General features: G+C 66.4%; 16 protein-coding genes and 1 tRNA gene. 11 read left to right on the top strand and 6 right to left on the bottom strand.

Translation table 11 applies throughout. The features are described from left to right. Positions 1–2: 2 nt before the first annotated feature. Positions 3–467: a (2Fe-2S)-binding protein gene (locus ACSQ3O_RS05575; RefSeq protein WP_137746684.1), complete on the top strand. Its 465-nt coding sequence runs from the start codon at positions 3–5 to the stop codon at positions 465–467. A 9-nt stretch (positions 468–476) separates the two neighbouring features. On the opposite strand, the gene ACSQ3O_RS05570 is transcribed toward ACSQ3O_RS05575, so the two are convergent. Together ACSQ3O_RS05570 and ACSQ3O_RS05565 are read right to left on the bottom strand one after the other, a co-directional pair. Continuing rightward, positions 477–1,517, bottom strand: a complete 1,041-nt coding sequence (locus ACSQ3O_RS05570; RefSeq protein WP_436138139.1) for a sensor domain-containing diguanylate cyclase — start codon at positions 1,515–1,517, stop codon at positions 477–479. A 77-nt stretch (positions 1,518–1,594) separates the two neighbouring features. Further along, entirely contained in the window at positions 1,595–2,779 is a 1,185-nt protein-coding gene (locus ACSQ3O_RS05565; RefSeq protein ID WP_436138138.1) for an S-methyl thiohydantoin desulfurase domain-containing protein, read from the bottom strand. Between the two features lie 193 nt (positions 2,780–2,972). Between ACSQ3O_RS05565 and ACSQ3O_RS05560 the strand changes: the two genes are divergently transcribed. Further along, on the top strand, positions 2,973–3,659 hold the full coding sequence (locus tag ACSQ3O_RS05560; protein ID WP_137746687.1) for a DUF3334 family protein: 687 nt from the start codon (positions 2,973–2,975) through the stop codon (positions 3,657–3,659). Positions 3,660–3,713: 54 nt separating this feature from the next. On the opposite strand, the gene ACSQ3O_RS05555 is transcribed toward ACSQ3O_RS05560, so the two are convergent. Genes ACSQ3O_RS05555 through ACSQ3O_RS05545 form a run of 3 tightly spaced genes read right to left on the bottom strand, consistent with a single transcriptional unit; the run spans position 3,714 to position 8,605 of the window. Next, on the bottom strand, positions 3,714–3,908 hold the full coding sequence (locus ACSQ3O_RS05555) for a hypothetical protein (RefSeq protein ID WP_436138137.1): 195 nt from the start codon (positions 3,906–3,908) through the stop codon (positions 3,714–3,716). 6 nt (positions 3,909–3,914) lie between these two features. Beyond that, positions 3,915–4,982: a response regulator gene (locus ACSQ3O_RS05550; RefSeq protein ID WP_436141078.1), complete on the bottom strand. Its 1,068-nt coding sequence runs from the start codon at positions 4,980–4,982 to the stop codon at positions 3,915–3,917. A gap of 14 nt (positions 4,983–4,996) precedes the next feature. Then, positions 4,997–8,605 (bottom strand): hybrid sensor histidine kinase/response regulator, encoded by a 3,609-nt coding sequence (locus tag ACSQ3O_RS05545; RefSeq protein ID WP_436138136.1) that lies wholly within the window; start codon positions 8,603–8,605, stop codon positions 4,997–4,999. Between the two features lie 221 nt (positions 8,606–8,826). On the opposite strand from ACSQ3O_RS05545, the gene ACSQ3O_RS05540 reads away from it, so the two are divergent. From ACSQ3O_RS05540 to ACSQ3O_RS05500, 9 genes are all read left to right on the top strand, one after another. After that, positions 8,827–9,129: an urease subunit gamma gene (locus ACSQ3O_RS05540; protein ID WP_015012806.1), complete on the top strand. Its 303-nt coding sequence runs from the start codon at positions 8,827–8,829 to the stop codon at positions 9,127–9,129. Positions 9,130–9,164: 35 nt separating this feature from the next. Then, positions 9,165–9,779 (top strand): HupE/UreJ family protein, encoded by a 615-nt coding sequence (locus ACSQ3O_RS05535; protein WP_436138135.1) that lies wholly within the window; start codon positions 9,165–9,167, stop codon positions 9,777–9,779. 26 nt (positions 9,780–9,805) lie between these two features. Continuing rightward, positions 9,806–10,111, top strand: a complete 306-nt coding sequence (locus ACSQ3O_RS05530; RefSeq protein WP_436138134.1) for an urease subunit beta — start codon at positions 9,806–9,808, stop codon at positions 10,109–10,111. A 96-nt stretch (positions 10,112–10,207) separates the two neighbouring features. After that, entirely contained in the window at positions 10,208–11,926 is a 1,719-nt protein-coding gene (gene ureC / locus ACSQ3O_RS05525) for an urease subunit alpha (protein WP_436138133.1), read from the top strand. Between the two features lie 7 nt (positions 11,927–11,933). Further along, entirely contained in the window at positions 11,934–12,422 is a 489-nt protein-coding gene (locus tag ACSQ3O_RS05520; RefSeq protein WP_436138132.1) for a GNAT family N-acetyltransferase, read from the top strand. 72 nt (positions 12,423–12,494) lie between these two features. Then, a complete protein-coding gene (gene ureE / locus ACSQ3O_RS05515) occupies positions 12,495–13,151 on the top strand; it encodes an urease accessory protein UreE (protein WP_436138131.1) in 657 nt (218 codons plus the stop codon). A gap of 10 nt (positions 13,152–13,161) precedes the next feature. After that, positions 13,162–13,872 (top strand): urease accessory protein UreF, encoded by a 711-nt coding sequence (locus ACSQ3O_RS05510; RefSeq protein WP_436138130.1) that lies wholly within the window; start codon positions 13,162–13,164, stop codon positions 13,870–13,872. Further along, positions 13,869–14,549, top strand: coding sequence for an urease accessory protein UreG (gene ureG / locus ACSQ3O_RS05505; RefSeq protein ID WP_436138129.1), 681 nt, complete (start codon positions 13,869–13,871; stop codon positions 14,547–14,549). Before ACSQ3O_RS05510 ends, ureG begins: the two co-directional genes overlap by 4 nt. Before the next feature lie 19 nt (positions 14,550–14,568). After that, positions 14,569–14,656 (top strand) — tRNA-Ser (locus ACSQ3O_RS05500). Positions 14,657–14,771: 115 nt separating this feature from the next. Here the strand turns inward: ACSQ3O_RS05500 and ACSQ3O_RS05495 are convergent. Next, entirely contained in the window at positions 14,772–14,960 is a 189-nt protein-coding gene (locus tag ACSQ3O_RS05495) for a hypothetical protein (protein WP_137746697.1), read from the bottom strand. Between the last annotated feature and the right edge of the window lie 142 nt (positions 14,961–15,102).

Below are 15,102 nucleotides of genomic sequence, written 5' to 3'. Positions count from 1 at the left end.
CGATGACCACCACCCTGCGCATCAACGGCAAAGCCGTCTCCGTCACCGCCGAGCCCGACACCCCGCTGCTGTGGGTGCTGCGTGGCGAGCTGCACATGAACGGCACCAAGTTTGGCTGCGGCATGGCGCTGTGCGGTGCCTGCACCGTGCACCTGAACGGCGAACCGGTGCGCGCCTGCATCACGCCGCTGGCGGCCGTGGGCACTGCCGATGTGACTACCATCGAAGGCCTGCAGGGCCCCGAGGCCACGGCCCTGCGCGCAGCATGGACGGCAGTGGATGTGGCCCAGTGTGGCTACTGCCAGAGCGGGCAACTGATGTCGGCCTGCGCACTGCTCAAGAAAACCCCCAAACCCAGCGATGCCGACATTGACGCGGCGATGGGAGGCAACGCGTGCCGCTGCGGCACGTACCCTCGCATCCGGGCGGCCATCCACCAGGCCGCCCAGGCACCGCGCCAGGGCTAGAAATCTGTCCTAGATTCCCTCGCCCAGGTCCAGCTGCGTCGGTGCAGCCATGCTGCCGTCATCGGTCTGTGCAGCAGCGACGTACACAGCATTGCGCCCTGTGCCCTTGGCCTGGTAGAGGGCCTTGTCGGCACGGTTCACAAGCTCCTCGAAGTCGAGCCCCGAGCCCTTGTGCAGCGTGGCCACCCCGATGCTGACGGTGACCGCCACGTCCTGCCCCGCGTCGCCCACCGCCACCCGCAGCGCCTCGACATCCTGGCGCAGCGTTTCGGCCACGCGCAGTGCGCTCGGGCCATCGGTCTCTGGCAGCACGATGACAAACTCCTCGCCACCAAACCGCGCCACGATGTCCACGCCGCTGCGCTTGCGCGCCGCACAGGCCCGGGCCACGGCGCAGATCACGCGGTCTCCCGCGAGGTGGCCAAAGGCGTCGTTGACAGACTTGAACAGGTCGATGTCCACCACCAGCAGCGACAGCGGGTGGCCAAAACGCTCGGTGCGCTTGTACTCCTTGGCGCCCAGCTCCATCAGCGTGCGGCGGTTCGACAGGCCGGTGAGCGAATCGTTGGCGGCCAGCCGCTCCAGCGCGGTGTTGAGCTGCTGCAGCAGGCGGTTCTGTTCGGTGAGCTGCTGGTTGATGTGCGCGATCTCGGTCTCGCGGCACTTGCGGTCGTGGATGTTGAAGGTGACGCCGATCAAGCGCTTGCCCGGCGTATCGCTGTGGCCATCCATGATGCGGCCGTAGTTGGCAAACCAGACCCACTCGCCGCTCTTGGAGCGCAGCCGGAACTCGCAACGGTACTGCGGCGTGACACCCGTCAGGTGGTCGGCCACGGCCTGGCGCACGGTGTCGATGTCGTCGGGGTGGAACAGGCCATAGATGTCCTGCACGCCCGAGACGATTTCCTCCTCGGTGAACCCCAGCTCCTCGAAGGTCTTGGTGGCCTTGCGCGTGACGTTCCCGGTGATGAGATCGTTCTCCCACAGGTCCAGCCCGGCAGCCTCCAGGGCCAGTTCCAGCCGCTCCTTGTTCAGGTCTACTTCACCCATACCCGTGGCCATTTTTCACAGCGTTCCGTTTCTCTCAGGTGTCTTGCGCCAGGTGACAGGATTCCATCTTCCAACACTCAGGCCGGGGGCATGCCGCCCGCGTAGCCGATGTTGCGCAGCAGCGCGGCAAACGATGCCACCACGCCCGGGGTTTTGTAGAGCTGGGGCGCCGTCTGCACTGCTATCACGCTCACCTGGTTGCCAGTGCTGCGGCCGGTGGCTGCATCGAAATACTGGGCCAGGTCGTCGCTCGCGTTTGAGAACCCGCGCCCTGTGCTCTCGGAGTAGTAGCAGATCGAGTCGGGCGCAATGATGTCGGGGGTGGTACTCGCCGCCGAATACATGATCAGGTTCTCGTTGAGGTTGTAGAGGTAGTGCGTTTCGGTGCTCTGGGCGGGGTCCTGCGCATTGTCCAGCCGGATGATGCCCGAGTCCAGCGACGCACTCGACGTGGACTGGGTGACCGAGGTGATGTAGAAGTTGGTGAGCACGGCACGCGCGGCACGGCCGGTGATCTCCTGTATGGATGCTGCCACCGCCGAGGTGCCGAGCGGCGTGACGGCCTGCAGCATCTGCAGGCCCAGCTGGCGCGCCTGCTCCAGCGTGCCGGGGATGTAGCTGCCCGACAACGCGAACTGGTTGCTGGCGTTCGAGGGCCACATCGCAATGCCCGAATACCCGCCAAAACCGCCCACCACCCCGCCCGCCAGAGACTCGATGCCCGACGCCGTGGCGGAGCCCAGCACCGCATATTCCGCCGCCACGAGCGTGGGCGCATCGCTGGCCAGCGCGGCGGGGCTGGGCGCCGGCCCTGACGGGGCGGTGAAAGTGGTCTGGGGCAGCTCAGGCACGGCGCGGCCCGCGCCATCGCCGTTCACCACCCAGATGCTGCCGCCTGACATGGCGGCGCCGATCAGCGGCACCAGCGAATTGATGGGCCCGATCTCCACCGGAATGAAGGCGCCCGGCGCCATGCCCGTGTAAGCCTGCATCACGGCCACGGTGTTGCTGATGGAGTTCTGCACCGCCGTGAGGGTGAGGTTGTCAGCCGCATCGGGCGAGCCCATGATGGCCAGCACACAGGCGTTCGTGGCACCGTCGTAGTCCTGCACCTGCACTGTGCCCGTGTAGCCCTGGTCGGCCAGCTGCTGCACGATGGCGCAGGCGTCGTGGTAGCTGCCGCCACCACCGCTGGCCAGCACGGCCGCACCGGTCGCAATCGCCTGGAAATCAGTCAACCCATAGAAATAGACATTGCCCATGAGGCGCCCTCTCTCTTCATATTGTTGGTGGGAGCACGATACGCAAGCCGGGTCGAAAGTCAATTGGCGTTGTACTGCTCCACCGCACCGGGTGGCGGCGCGCGCCACGGCAGGGCCAATACTCTGGTTTCCGGGGGCGTCATCGCCTATGCTGTGCACCAAGTCGTTTTCTGGCCGACAGCCACTCCACACCATGAGCATCCCCGAAAAATCCTCCGTCTACGGCACCGAAGACCTCTTGATCAGCCTGTGCAACTCCGTCACCCGCGTGCTGGGCGTGGCCACCCACAGCCAGATCCACTACTCCGGCATGGTGCAGCGCATCAGCAAAACCTGCCTGCGGCCCGAAATCGGCTGTTTTGTGCTGTTCGACGGCGGTTTCTCGGGCCTGGTGATCATCAACTTCAGCGGCCAGGCGGCCATGGAGCTGTATGCCAACTACCTGCTGAACATGGGCATGTCCAAGGACGACCTGGTCAGCTCCTACACCTCAGACGAGGTCAGCAACGTGATGGGCGAGCTGATGAACCAGGTGGTGGGCGACTTCACCGGCAAGGTGCGGCGCGAGCTGCAGACCCACATCACCCAGAACCAGCCCAAGATGCTGGTGCTGAACAAGCAGGTGCAGCTGAGCGTGGATGCCAACCTCGACAAGCCCGAAGCCCGGCGCGTGACCTTCTACACCGCCAACAACAATATCTTCTACCTGGAGCTGGCGATTGACCGCACCGAGTTCATCAAGCTCTACGACTTCGAGGCCCAGGAAGCCCCGGACCCGGACGCGCTGATGGCCCAGTCGCAGGAAGGCCCTGCCGTGCCCGCGCCCCCACCCGCCGGGCAGGACGACACCGACGCGCTGTTGAAGTCGCTGGGGATGTAAGGGGGTGGCCGCGCCAGGGGCGCTGCCTATTCAAAAAAGATAGCTAAAAACCCTTTACCAGCGCGCGCAGACGGCCAAAAAGCCCTCAAAACCGCAGAAGGTGCGAATGAATTCGGCGTGCCCGAGCAGGCCGTCAAAACGCGCCCGATCTAGGCGCAAAGCGCAGCCATAGCGCGGGCTATGGCGAGCATTGGCAACGACGAGCAGGTGTGTTTTGGCGGGATGAGCGGGCATGGCGGGTTCGTTCACACCTTCTCAGCCCTCGAACTGCGGGTGCAGCTGGCGGATGCGGTTCATGGCCATGCCCGCCGCCGCCGTGCGCGTCTCCACCCCCAGCTTGGCGAACACCCTCTCCAGATGTTTCTTCACCGTGGCGGGGCTCGCGCCCAGGATGTCGCCGATGTCGCGGTTGATCTTGCCCTTGACCACCCAGTACAGCACCTCAGCCTCGCGCGCGGTCAGCTTGAACGACAGGCTCATGGATTCGATGATCTTCGCGTCCGACACCTCGCGCATCACGATGAGCCAGTCGCCCCCGCCCTCACTGTCGCCGGCCTGCTGGTGCAGGCGGAAGGTGAGCCGGCGGGCGCCCTGCTCCACCGCCAGACGCGGCGGTTCAGCCAGCGATGCGGCCAGCAGCTCGGCGGCATTGTCGGCCAGCACATGGCGGCGCAGCCAGGCCTGCACCGGCTCGGGTGCCCACTGGCCGAAGGCGGTGGGTGCGCCGTCCGGCCCCACCTCTCCAAAGTAGCTCTGCAGCAGCTCGCGCGCGAGCGGGGTCTGCCACACGATGCGGCCATCCACCGCGCGCACGGTGATGCTGGCATAGCCGAAGGCATCGAGCGCGTTGCGTGCCTCGCGCGCCTGGCGGGCGTCCTGCCGGGCCTTGCGGGCGGCGCCCAGGTGCACGCCCATGCGCGCCATCACCTCGCGCGGCTTGATGGGCTTGGTGACGTAGTCCACGCCACCGGCCTCCAGCGCGGCCACCAGGTGCTCGGTCTCGGTGAGGCCGGTCATGAAGATGATGGGGATGTGCGCCGTGGCAGGTGATGCCTTGAGGCGCCGCGCGACCTCGAAGCCGTCCATGCCGGGCATCATGGCGTCGAGCAGCACGATGTCGGGCAGCGCCTGTGCGGCGCGCTGCAGCGCGGCTTCGCCGTGCATGGCGACCAGCACGGTGTAGCCTGATTCGTCGAGCGCGTCGTGCAGCACGGCCAGGTTGTCAGGCACGTCGTCCACGATCAGCACCACGTCGCTGTCGCTGCGGTCCAGTGCGGCCAGCGCGGGGGTTGCTGGGTTGGAGGGTGGCAAGGTCGCGGTCATGGGGTTGGTGGTCGTCACGAGGGGGCCCGCTCCAGGATCTGGCCCATGGCGTCGAACTGGAACTCACGCGCCATCTGCCGCATGGTGTGCACAAACGCCTGGTGGGCGGGCTGGCTGCGTTCGATCTCGTCCAGGGTGTTGAGGATGCCCCGGTAGTAGCCCAGCGCCACAGCCTGGGCCAGTGCGGCCAGGGCGGCGGCGTCGGGGTAGCTGAACGGGGCTGCTGCGGTGTTTGAGGGTTTCGAGAGCGGTGGTGCCTCAGTCTGCGCCAACCCATCGCCTTCATACCACCACTGCAGCCCCAGGCGGCGCTCCAGCCAGTCCAGCAGCTCGGTGTGGCGCACGGGCTTGACGATGAAGTCCTCGGGGCGGATGTTCACATCGTTGTCCAGCGCCTTGTCGAAAGCATTGGCGGAAACGATGGAGCACTGGACATCTGCAAGTTGCATCTGCCGCACCCGCCGCAAGGTCTCCCACCCGTCGATGCCCGGCATGGCCAGGTCCATGAAGATCGCGTGCGGGCGGTAGCCGGTGGCCAGCAGGTCCAGCGCGTCGTGGCCGCTTGCGGCCTGGCGCAGCTCGAAACCCAGGGGTTCCAGCAGCTGCACCAGCAGCTCGCGGTCGGGCTCTTCGTTGTCCACCACGAGGATGCGGCGGCGCTCACCGATATAGCCCTTGCGGGCACGCCGGGCCTGCGCGGCCACGGGTGCTGCTGCCTTGCCCAGCGCTTCGGCATGCACCTCGGGCAGAAACAGCTTGACCTGGAACACCGAGCCCACGCCGGGCGTGCTGCTCACCGTGAGCTCGCCGCCCATGAGCGCGGTGAGCATCTTGGCGATGGTCAGCCCCAGCCCGGCACCCGGGGTCGAAGGCGCACCGGCCGAGCCACCGCGCGCAAAGGGTTCAAAGATGCGCTCGATCTCGCCCGGCGTGAGGCCCGGCCCGGTGTCCTGCACCTCGATGCGCGCCATCTCGCGCGCATAACGCACGCGCAGGGTGACGGTGCCCTGCGCGGTGAACTTGACGGCGTTGCCCAGCAGGTTGATGAGGATCTGGCGCAGGCGCTTGTCGTCGGCGCGCACCACCTCGGGAATCACACCCTGCACGTCGAACACAAACGCCAGGCCCTTGGCAGCAGCCTGCAGCTCGAACAGCGCGGCCATCTCGTGCAGCCCGTCGGCAAAACGCATGGGCGCCACGTCGAGCGTGAGCTTGCCCGACTCGATGCGCGCGATGTCGAGCGTGCCCTCAATCAGCGACAGCAAATGCTCACCGCCCCGGCGGATCACATGCACCGCCTGCTTGCGGTGTGGGGGCACGCCCGCGTCCTCGCCCATGAGCTGCGCGTAGCCCAGGATGGAATTGAGCGGCGTGCGGATCTCGTGGCTGATGGCGCTGATGTAGCGGCTCTTGGCCTGGTTGGCCTGGTCGGCGCGCAAGCGGGCTTCCTCGGCCTGCTGCTGGGCGGCCTCGGCCACGCTGCGCGCGGTCTGTAGGGCTTCGTCGGTCTGGCGGTGCAGCTCGATCTCACGCACCAGCAGGCCCGTCTGGCGGTTGGATTCTTCCTGCGCCACCTGGCGGCTCTTGTGCGCCAGCACCAGCCACCAGGCCACGATGCCGGAGATGACCAGCAACGCGAGATAGGCCTTGAGCAGGCCCGAGCGCAGCGCCACTTCGGGGGCAGCCATCACCTCGGTGTCGGTGGCGGCCTGGGCAATGGTGTTCAGCTCCTGGTGGTACAGCAGCCCCATCACCGACGCCAGCAGCGGCGCAATCACCAGCATCAGCAGCAGGAAGTGGCCCAGGCCCGTGTCCAGATAGCGCCAGATGGCACGCGGCAGCACCCAGCGCAGCGCAGCCGACCACTGCACCGCCATGCTCGCGTGCGGCTTGCACAGGTCGCCGCAGCGCGCATCCAGCGTGCAGCACAGCGAGCAGATGGCGCCTCGGTAGGCGGGGCACTGGGCCATGTCAGGCGCTTCGTATTCGCGCTCGCAGATCACGCAACGCTGCACGGTGAAGCGCTGGTAGCTGCCCATGTCGGAAGCCCGCGCGCCGGGCACGGGCCCCGCCACAGGCACAGCCACCGGCTCGCTCTGCCGTGCGATGTAGTACTTGCCGCGTGTGGCCCAAGCGATCAACGGCGCAGTCACAAAGGCCACCGCCATGGCAATGACGGCCGAGAACGCCTGCGGCAGCGGGCCGAACAAGCCCAGGTGCGCACTGATGGACAGCACAGACGCCAGCGCCATCGATCCCACGCCCACCGGGTTGATGTCGTACAGGTGCGCACGTTTGAACTCGATGCCCTTGGGCGACAGGCCCAGCGGCTTGTTGATGACCAGATCGGCCACCACGGCCATGATCCAGGCGATGGCGATGTTGGAGTACAGCCCCAGCACCTCGCCCATGGCGCGGAACACGTTCATCTCCATCAGCATGAAGGCGATCAGCGTGTTGAACACCACCCACACCACCCGCCCTGGGTGGCTGTGCGTGAGGCGCGAGAAGAAGTTGGACCATGCCAGCGACCCCGCATAGGCGTTGGTCACGTTGATCTTCATCTGCGAGACCACCACGAACAGTGCCGTGGCCGCCACCGCCCAGCCGTAGTGCGGGAAGACGTATTCGTACGCCACCAGGTACATCTGGTTCGGGTCCACCGCACGCTCGGTGGGCACCATGTGCTTGAGGGCCAGCCAGGCCAGCAGGGCTCCGCCCAGCATCTTGAGCACGCCCAGCACCACCCAGCCTGGCCCGCCCACCAGCACGCCCAGCCACCAGCGCCCGCGTGTGGTGGCGGTGCGGGCGGGCATGAAGCGCAGGTAGTCCGCCTGCTCCCCCATCTGGGTAATGAGCGCAATGCCCACGGTGAGCGCCGCACCAAACAAGGGCAATTGAAACGTAGCGCCGCGCATAGATTCACCACCGTAGTGCATCACCCCAGAAAACGCACCAGGATCGCGCATCAGCACATACACAAACGGCACCACCAGCATCACCAGCCACAGCGGCTGCGTCCACACCTGCAGGCGGCTGATGGCCGACACGCCGTGCGTGACCAGCGGAATCACCACAATGGCGCAGATCAGGTAGCCCCAGGTGGGCGGGATGTCGAGCGCCAGCTCCAGCGCGTAGGCCATCACAGCGGCTTCGAGCGCGAAGAAGATGAAGGTGAAGCTCGCGTAGATCAGCGAGGTGAGCGTGGAGCCGATGTAGCCAAAGCCCGCGCCGCGCGTGAGCAAATCCATGTCCACGCCGTAGCGCGCGGCGTACACGCTGATGGGCAGCCCCGCCAAAAAGATGATGAGCCCCGTGGCCACGATGGCCCAGAAGGCATTGATGAAGCCGTACTGCACCAGCAGCGTGGCGCCCACGGCTTCAAGGATTAGGAAGGATGCGGCGCCGAACGCCGTGTTGGCCACCCGCCATTCGGACCACTTGCGAAAGCGCTGGGGGGTGTAGCGCAGCGCGTAGTCCTCCATGGTCTCGGTGGCCACCCAGCTGTTGTAGTCGCGACGGACCTTGACGACCTGCTGCGGGGCCTGGGCGTCGGCATCGGCCCCCAACGCGGGCGCCGAGGTCACATCGGGCGGTGCAGGGGAGGCGGTGGTGGGGGGCATGGGCAAAGGGGATGGAAGCCCTTGCAAGTGCAGTTTCCATGCCACCGGCGCCTTCCGCGCCCCGCCCGTCTTCGCCCTCTGGCGTATGGCGGGCACGGGGCTTGCTGCCTATGATGAATTCGCATTCACTCGCTCAATCGGTACACCATGGAACTGACCCCACGCGTTCGACCGCCTCGGCGGTCGCGCGAGCTAACGACCCCAGCTTTGAGAAAAACGATATGGAACTGACTCCTCGCGAAAAAGACAAGCTGCTGATCTTTACCGCCGCCCTGCTGGCCGAGCGCCGCAAGGCCCGGGGGCTGAAGCTCAACTACCCCGAGGCTGTGGCCCTGATCAGCGCTGCCGTGATGGAAGGTGCACGCGACGGCAAGACCGTTGCGCAGCTCATGAGCGAAGGCCGCACCGTGCTGACCCGCGCAGACGTGATGGAAGGCATCCCCGAGATGATTCCGGACATCCAGGTGGAGGCCACCTTCCCCGACGGCACGAAGCTCGTCACCGTGCACCAGCCCATCGTCTGACCCTTTTCTCCCCCTCTTCTCTCCGTGGAGCCCCCATGCGCATCGCCCTCTCACACCGCCACACAGCCGCTCTTCTTTTCATAGCTGCCAGCGCCATCAGCACTGGCACCAGCGCCCATACGGGCGCTGAATCCCATATCCACAACAGCTTTCTGAGCGGCTTTGCCCACCCCCTGTTCGGCCTGGACCACCTGGCTGCCATGGTGGCCGTGGGCCTGTGGAGCGCCCTGGCCGCCCGCAGCGCCGGGCGCGATCTGCTGTGGGGCCCCCTGGGCTTTGCGGCCATGCTGCTGGTGGGCGCGGTGCTGGGCCTGCAGGGTGTGGCGCTGCCAGCGGTGGAGCCGATGATCGCCGCGTCGCTGCTAGTCACGGGCCTGCTCGTCGTGTCGCGCCTGCGTGTGCCCGGACTGGTGGCGGCGCTGGGGGTGGGCGTGTTTGCCGTCTTCCACGGCGTGGCCCATGGCTACGAGCTGGCAGGCAGCGACAGCGCCTGGTTGACCCTGGCAGGCATGCTGACGGCCACCGCGCTGCTGCACAGCGCAGGTATGGCGGCGGGCTGGGCCCTGCGCCACCGCCATGTGTGGCTGGCCCGCGCTGCAGGTGCTGGCGTGGCTGCGTTCGGCGGCGCGCTGCTGGCGCAGATGGCCTAAGCCAACCCGCCCCACAGGAGCATCCCATGATCCCCGGCGAACTCTTCACCGAACCCGGCGAGCACCCACTCAACACCGGCCGCCGCACCCTCACGCTGGTGGTGCGCAACACCGGCGACCGGCCCATCCAGGTGGGCTCGCACTATCACTTTGCCGAGACCAACAACGCCCTGGGCTTTGACCGCACCGCCGCACGCGGCATGCGGCTCAACATTGCATCGGGCACGGCCGTGCGCTTCGAGCCCGGCCAGGAGCGCACCGTGGAGCTGGTGGACTACGCGGGCGAGCGCCAGGTGTTCGGCTTTCAGGGCCTGACCCAGGGCGCGCTCTAGAAAATACAAGCAAAAATAGCCCTCTGCGCGCACCCCGTAAGCGCAAGTAGCTATCAAAAATATAGTAATCACCCGTTATCGCGGAGCACCCACACCATGGCAACCATTGGACGACGCGCCTACGCCGAAATGTTCGGCCCCACGGTGGGCGACCGCCTGCGCCTGGCCGACACCGAACTCCTCCTCGAAGTCGAAGCCGACTACACCCTGCGCGCGGGCAGCTACGGCGAAGAGGTGAAGTTTGGCGGCGGCAAAACCATCCGCGATGGCATGGCGCAATCGCAGCGCAGCAATGCCCACGGCGCCGTGGATACCGTGCTGACCAATGCGCTCGTCGTCGATCACACCGGCATTTTCAAGGCCGATATCGGCCTGCGCGCGGGCCGCATCGCCGCCATCGGCAAGGCGGGCAACCCCGACACGCAGCCGGGCGTGGACATCATCATCGGCCCGGGCACCGAGGTCATCAGCTGCGAGGGCAACATCGTCACTGCGGGCGGAATCGACAGCCACATCCACTTCATCTGCCCACAGCAGATCGAAGAAGCCCTGGCCAGCGGCGTGACCACCATGCTGGGCGGCGGCACCGGCCCCGCCACGGGCACTCTGGCCACCACCTGCACCTCCGGCCCCTTCAACATGGAACGCATGCTGCAGGCGGCCGATGCGTTCCCGATGAACCTGGGCTTTCTCGGCAAGGGCAACGCCAGCCTGCCCGATGCGCTGCACGAGCAGATCAGCGCGGGCGCCATCGGCCTCAAGCTGCACGAAGACTGGGGCACGACGCCGGCGGCCATCAGCAACTGCCTCGATGTGGCCGAAGCCACCGACACGCAGGTGGCCATCCACAGCGACACGCTCAATGAATCGGGCTTTGTCGAGAACACCATCGCCGCCGTGGGCGGGCGCGGCATCTGCGCCTTCCACACCGAAGGCGCGGGCGGCGGGCATGCGCCCGACATCCTGCGCGTGGTGGGTGAGGACAACTTCCTGCCATCGTCCACCAACCCCACCATGCCCTACACGCACAACACGCTGGACGAGCATGTGGACATGCTCATGGTGTGCCACCACCTGGATGCCAGCATCGCCGAGGACCTGGCCTTTGCCGAAAGCCGCATCCGCAAGGAGACCATCGCTGCCGAAGACATCCTGCACGACCTGGGCGCCATCAGCATGATGTCGAGCGACAGCCAGGCCATGGGCCGCGTGGGCGAAGTCATCCTGCGCACCTGGCAGACCGCGCACAAGATGAAGGTGCAGCGCGGCAGCCTGGCTGGCGACACCGCCCGCAATGACAACACGCGCATCAAGCGCTACGTGGCCAAGTACACCATCAACCCCGCCATTGCCCACGGTATCGGCCACGAGGTGGGCTCGCTCGAAGTCGGCAAATGGGCCGACATCGTGATCTGGAAGCCCGCCTTCTTCGGTGTGAAACCCGCGCTCATCTTGAAGGGCGGCCTGATCGCCATGGCCGCGATGGGCGACCCGAATGCCTCCATCCCCACACCCCAGCCCGTGCACTACCGGCCCATGTTCGGGGCGTTCGGCGGGGCCATCGCCAGGACCTCGCTCACCTTCGTGTCGCAGGCGGGCCTGAATGCGGGAGTCGGCGAGCGCTTCGGCCTGCGCAAGCAGCTCAGCGCCGTGCGCAACATCCGTGGTGTGCGCAAGCAGCACATGGTGCACAACAGCTACACGCCCAAGATGGAGGTGGACGCGCAGACCTATACCGTGCGCGCCGACGGCCAGCTGCTCACCTGCGAACCCGCCACCGTGCTGCCGATGGCGCAGCGCTACTTCCTTTTCTGAGCAATACATGACCGCACTCCCGACCCCGCTGCAAATCCGCCTGGACGACCTGAGCGACCCGCGCATCGAAGCCTTCATGCAGGAGCACCTGCAGGACATGTATGCGGTGTCGCCGCCCGAAAGCGTGCACGCGCTGGACATGGACCAGCTGCGCCAGCCCGATATCGCGTTCTGGTCGGCGTGGCTGCCCGGGGACGATGGCGACCTGCTGGTGGGCACGGGCGCACTCAAGCGGCTGGATGCCGACCATGCCGAACTCAAGTCCATGCGCACCAGCGCCCGCCACCGGGGGCAAGGCATCGCGCGCCAGGTGCTGGCCCATCTGCTGCAAGAGGCCCGCGCACGCGGTTTCTCCCGCGTGAGCCTGGAGACGGGCCCCCAGCCCTTTTTTGAACCCGCGCGCCAGCTGTACTTTCAGCACGACTTTGTTGAATGCGGGCCCTTTGCCGACTACGGCCCGGACCCCTACAGCTTCTTCATGACCCGCCCCGTGTGACCGGCGCCCGCGCACCGCGCGCGCCGGGCCCACAATGCGCGTTTTGTTGATTGCCTGTTGGACCGAAACCCCATGCTCCAAGCCTCCAAACTCCTCCCCCAGGGCCAAGGCCTGGCCCCCGTGCTGCTCAAGCGCGCCACCACCGTTGAACTGGACTGGGACGTGCGCCAGAAAAGCCGCTTTGCCGCCACCGACTCTGCCGGGCGCGAGCTGGGCATCTTCCTGCCGCGCGGCACGCTGGTGCGCGGCGGCGACGTGCTGGTGGCCGAAGACGGCTCCATGGTCCGCGTGATCGCCGCGCCCCAGCCCGTGCTGGTGATCACCCACTGCAACAGCCATGGCACACCGTTTGACCTGACCCGCGCTGCCTACCACCTGGGCAACCGCCATGTGCCCATCGAGCTGCAACCCGACCACCTCAAGATCGAACCCGACCATGTGCTGGCCGACATGCTGCGCGCCATGCACCTCATCGTGACCGAGCAGAACCTGGCGTTTGAGCCCGAAGGGGGCGCCTATGCCGCAGGGCATGGCGGCGGGCACCACCACGGGGGGCATGGACATGGGGACGACCATCACCACGGTCATGACCACGCCCACGACCATGGGCATGGCCACGATCACAGCCATGCAGCCACCACCGCAGCCCCGGCCCGTGGGCGCACCGTGTCCATCCCCGTGGTCGCCCAGGGGCATGTGCACGGCCCCGGCTGCAACCACGACCACTGACCCTCACTGCATGCGCCTGGACCGCCCCACGCCCCTGCCCGCCGCCAGCTTCTTGCAGCTGATGTGGCTGGCCTCCCCCGCGCTGCCCGTGGGGGGGTTTTCGTATTCCGAAGGGCTGGAAAGCGCCATCGAAAACGCAGGCCTCGCCAGCGAAGCCACCGTGGGCGACTGGCTGCTGGACCAGCTCCACATCACCCAGGCACGCGGCGACATGGCCCTCATCGCCAAGGCCCTGGGAGCCTGGCGCCGTGCCGACTGGGCGCATGTGCGCGAACTCAACGACTGGGTGCTACACACCCGCGAGACCAGCGAGCTGCGCCTGCAGACCGAGCAGATGGGCCGCTCGATGGCCGAGTGGCTGCGCAACCAGCACCAGGGCAATGAGGCCCTGATGCCCGCCGTGCGCCACCTGGCCACCCTGCCCCCCACCTACCCCGTGGCCTTTGCGCTGGCTGCCTCCATCACCCAGGCGCCTGTTCGCGATGTGCTGCTGGCCTACGCCTTTGGCTGGGCCGAGAACATGGTGCAGGCCGCGCTCAAGTCCATGCAACTGGGCCAGAGCGCAGGCCAGCGCATCCTGGCGCGCCTGGCCGACGCCATCCCTGCAGCCGCTGACCACGCCGCCAGCCTCATGGACAGCGAACGCCAGGCCTTCTCACCCATGCTCGCCATCCTGTCGGCGCAGCATGAAACCCAATACTCCCGCCTCTTCCGATCATGACCACCAGCAACCTGCACCACATCCCGAACCGCACCAAGCCACTGCCCCCCCTGCGCGTCGGCATCGGCGGCCCCGTCGGTTCCGGCAAGACCACCTTGCTGGAGATGCTGTGCAAGGCCATGCGCGAAGACTACGACCTCATCGCCATCACCAACGACATCTACACCAAGGAAGACCAGCGCCTGCTCACCGTGAGCGGCGCGCTGCCCGCCGAACGCATCCTGGGCGTGGAAACCGGCGGCTGCCCCCACACCGCCATCCGCGAAGACTGCTCTATTAACTTGGAAGCCATCGACCGCATGCTGGGCGAGTTCCCCAACGCCGACATCGTGTTTGTAGAAAGCGGCGGCGACAACCTGGCCGCCACCTTCAGCCCCGAGCTGAGCGACCTCACCATCTACGTCATCGACGTGGCCGCAGGCGAAAAAATCCCCCGCAAGGGCGGCCCCGGCATCACCAAGAGCGATCTCTTCGTCATCAACAAGACCGACCTGGCCCCCCACGTGGGCGCCAACCTCGACGTGATGCACGCCGACACCACCCGCATGCGCACCAACGCACAGGGCCTCAAGCCGTTTGTGATGACCAATCTGAAGAACCTGAGCGGGCTTGCCGAGGTGATCGGCTTCATCGAGACGCGGGGCATGCTGAAAAAATCAGCGCCTGCAGTCGGCTAGAATTCGCGCCTTCCATCCCGGAGACTTGGGTGAGTGGTTTAAACCAGCAGTCTTGAAAACTGCCGACGGGCAACCGTCCGTGAGTTCGAATCTCACAGTCTCCGCCAGAACACAAAACAAAACGGGCCCATGCGGCCCGTTTTGTTTTCCTCCCACCCTCGCCTCCTGATTGAGGCGCCGCATACACGGCACCGGGCAATGCGGGGGAATCAGCCGTTCACATCAAGTGCGGCCTGCGCTTTCCGCCAGGTTCGATCCCTGCGGTGCAATTGGCGTCAGGTCTTCGGGCCGGCACACGTCTTCGCTGTGGGCCAGGCGGATCCACAGGCCGGTGCGGCGGATGATGATGTAGTCCACGGTGACCCGTCGGCCTTTGTAGATGAATGGGGTGCCGGGTTTGTACAGGATCATTCTTGTTTTGTAGCGAGCGGCCGTTGCCTCGCCGTGACACCCAGGCTGGCAACCGATGATGAGCCGATGGTGCCGCCACTTCATGCGGCTTGCATGGAGCAGGGTCAAAAGACCCAGGGATAGGCCGACTTTTTTTGCAGGC

This window comes from Acidovorax sp. LjRoot74 (assembly GCF_964254355.1).
Lineage (GTDB): Bacteria > Pseudomonadota > Gammaproteobacteria > Burkholderiales > Burkholderiaceae_C > Acidovorax.
Note: the sequence above shows the minus strand (reverse complement) of the source record. Positions and strands in the feature narration are given on the sequence as shown.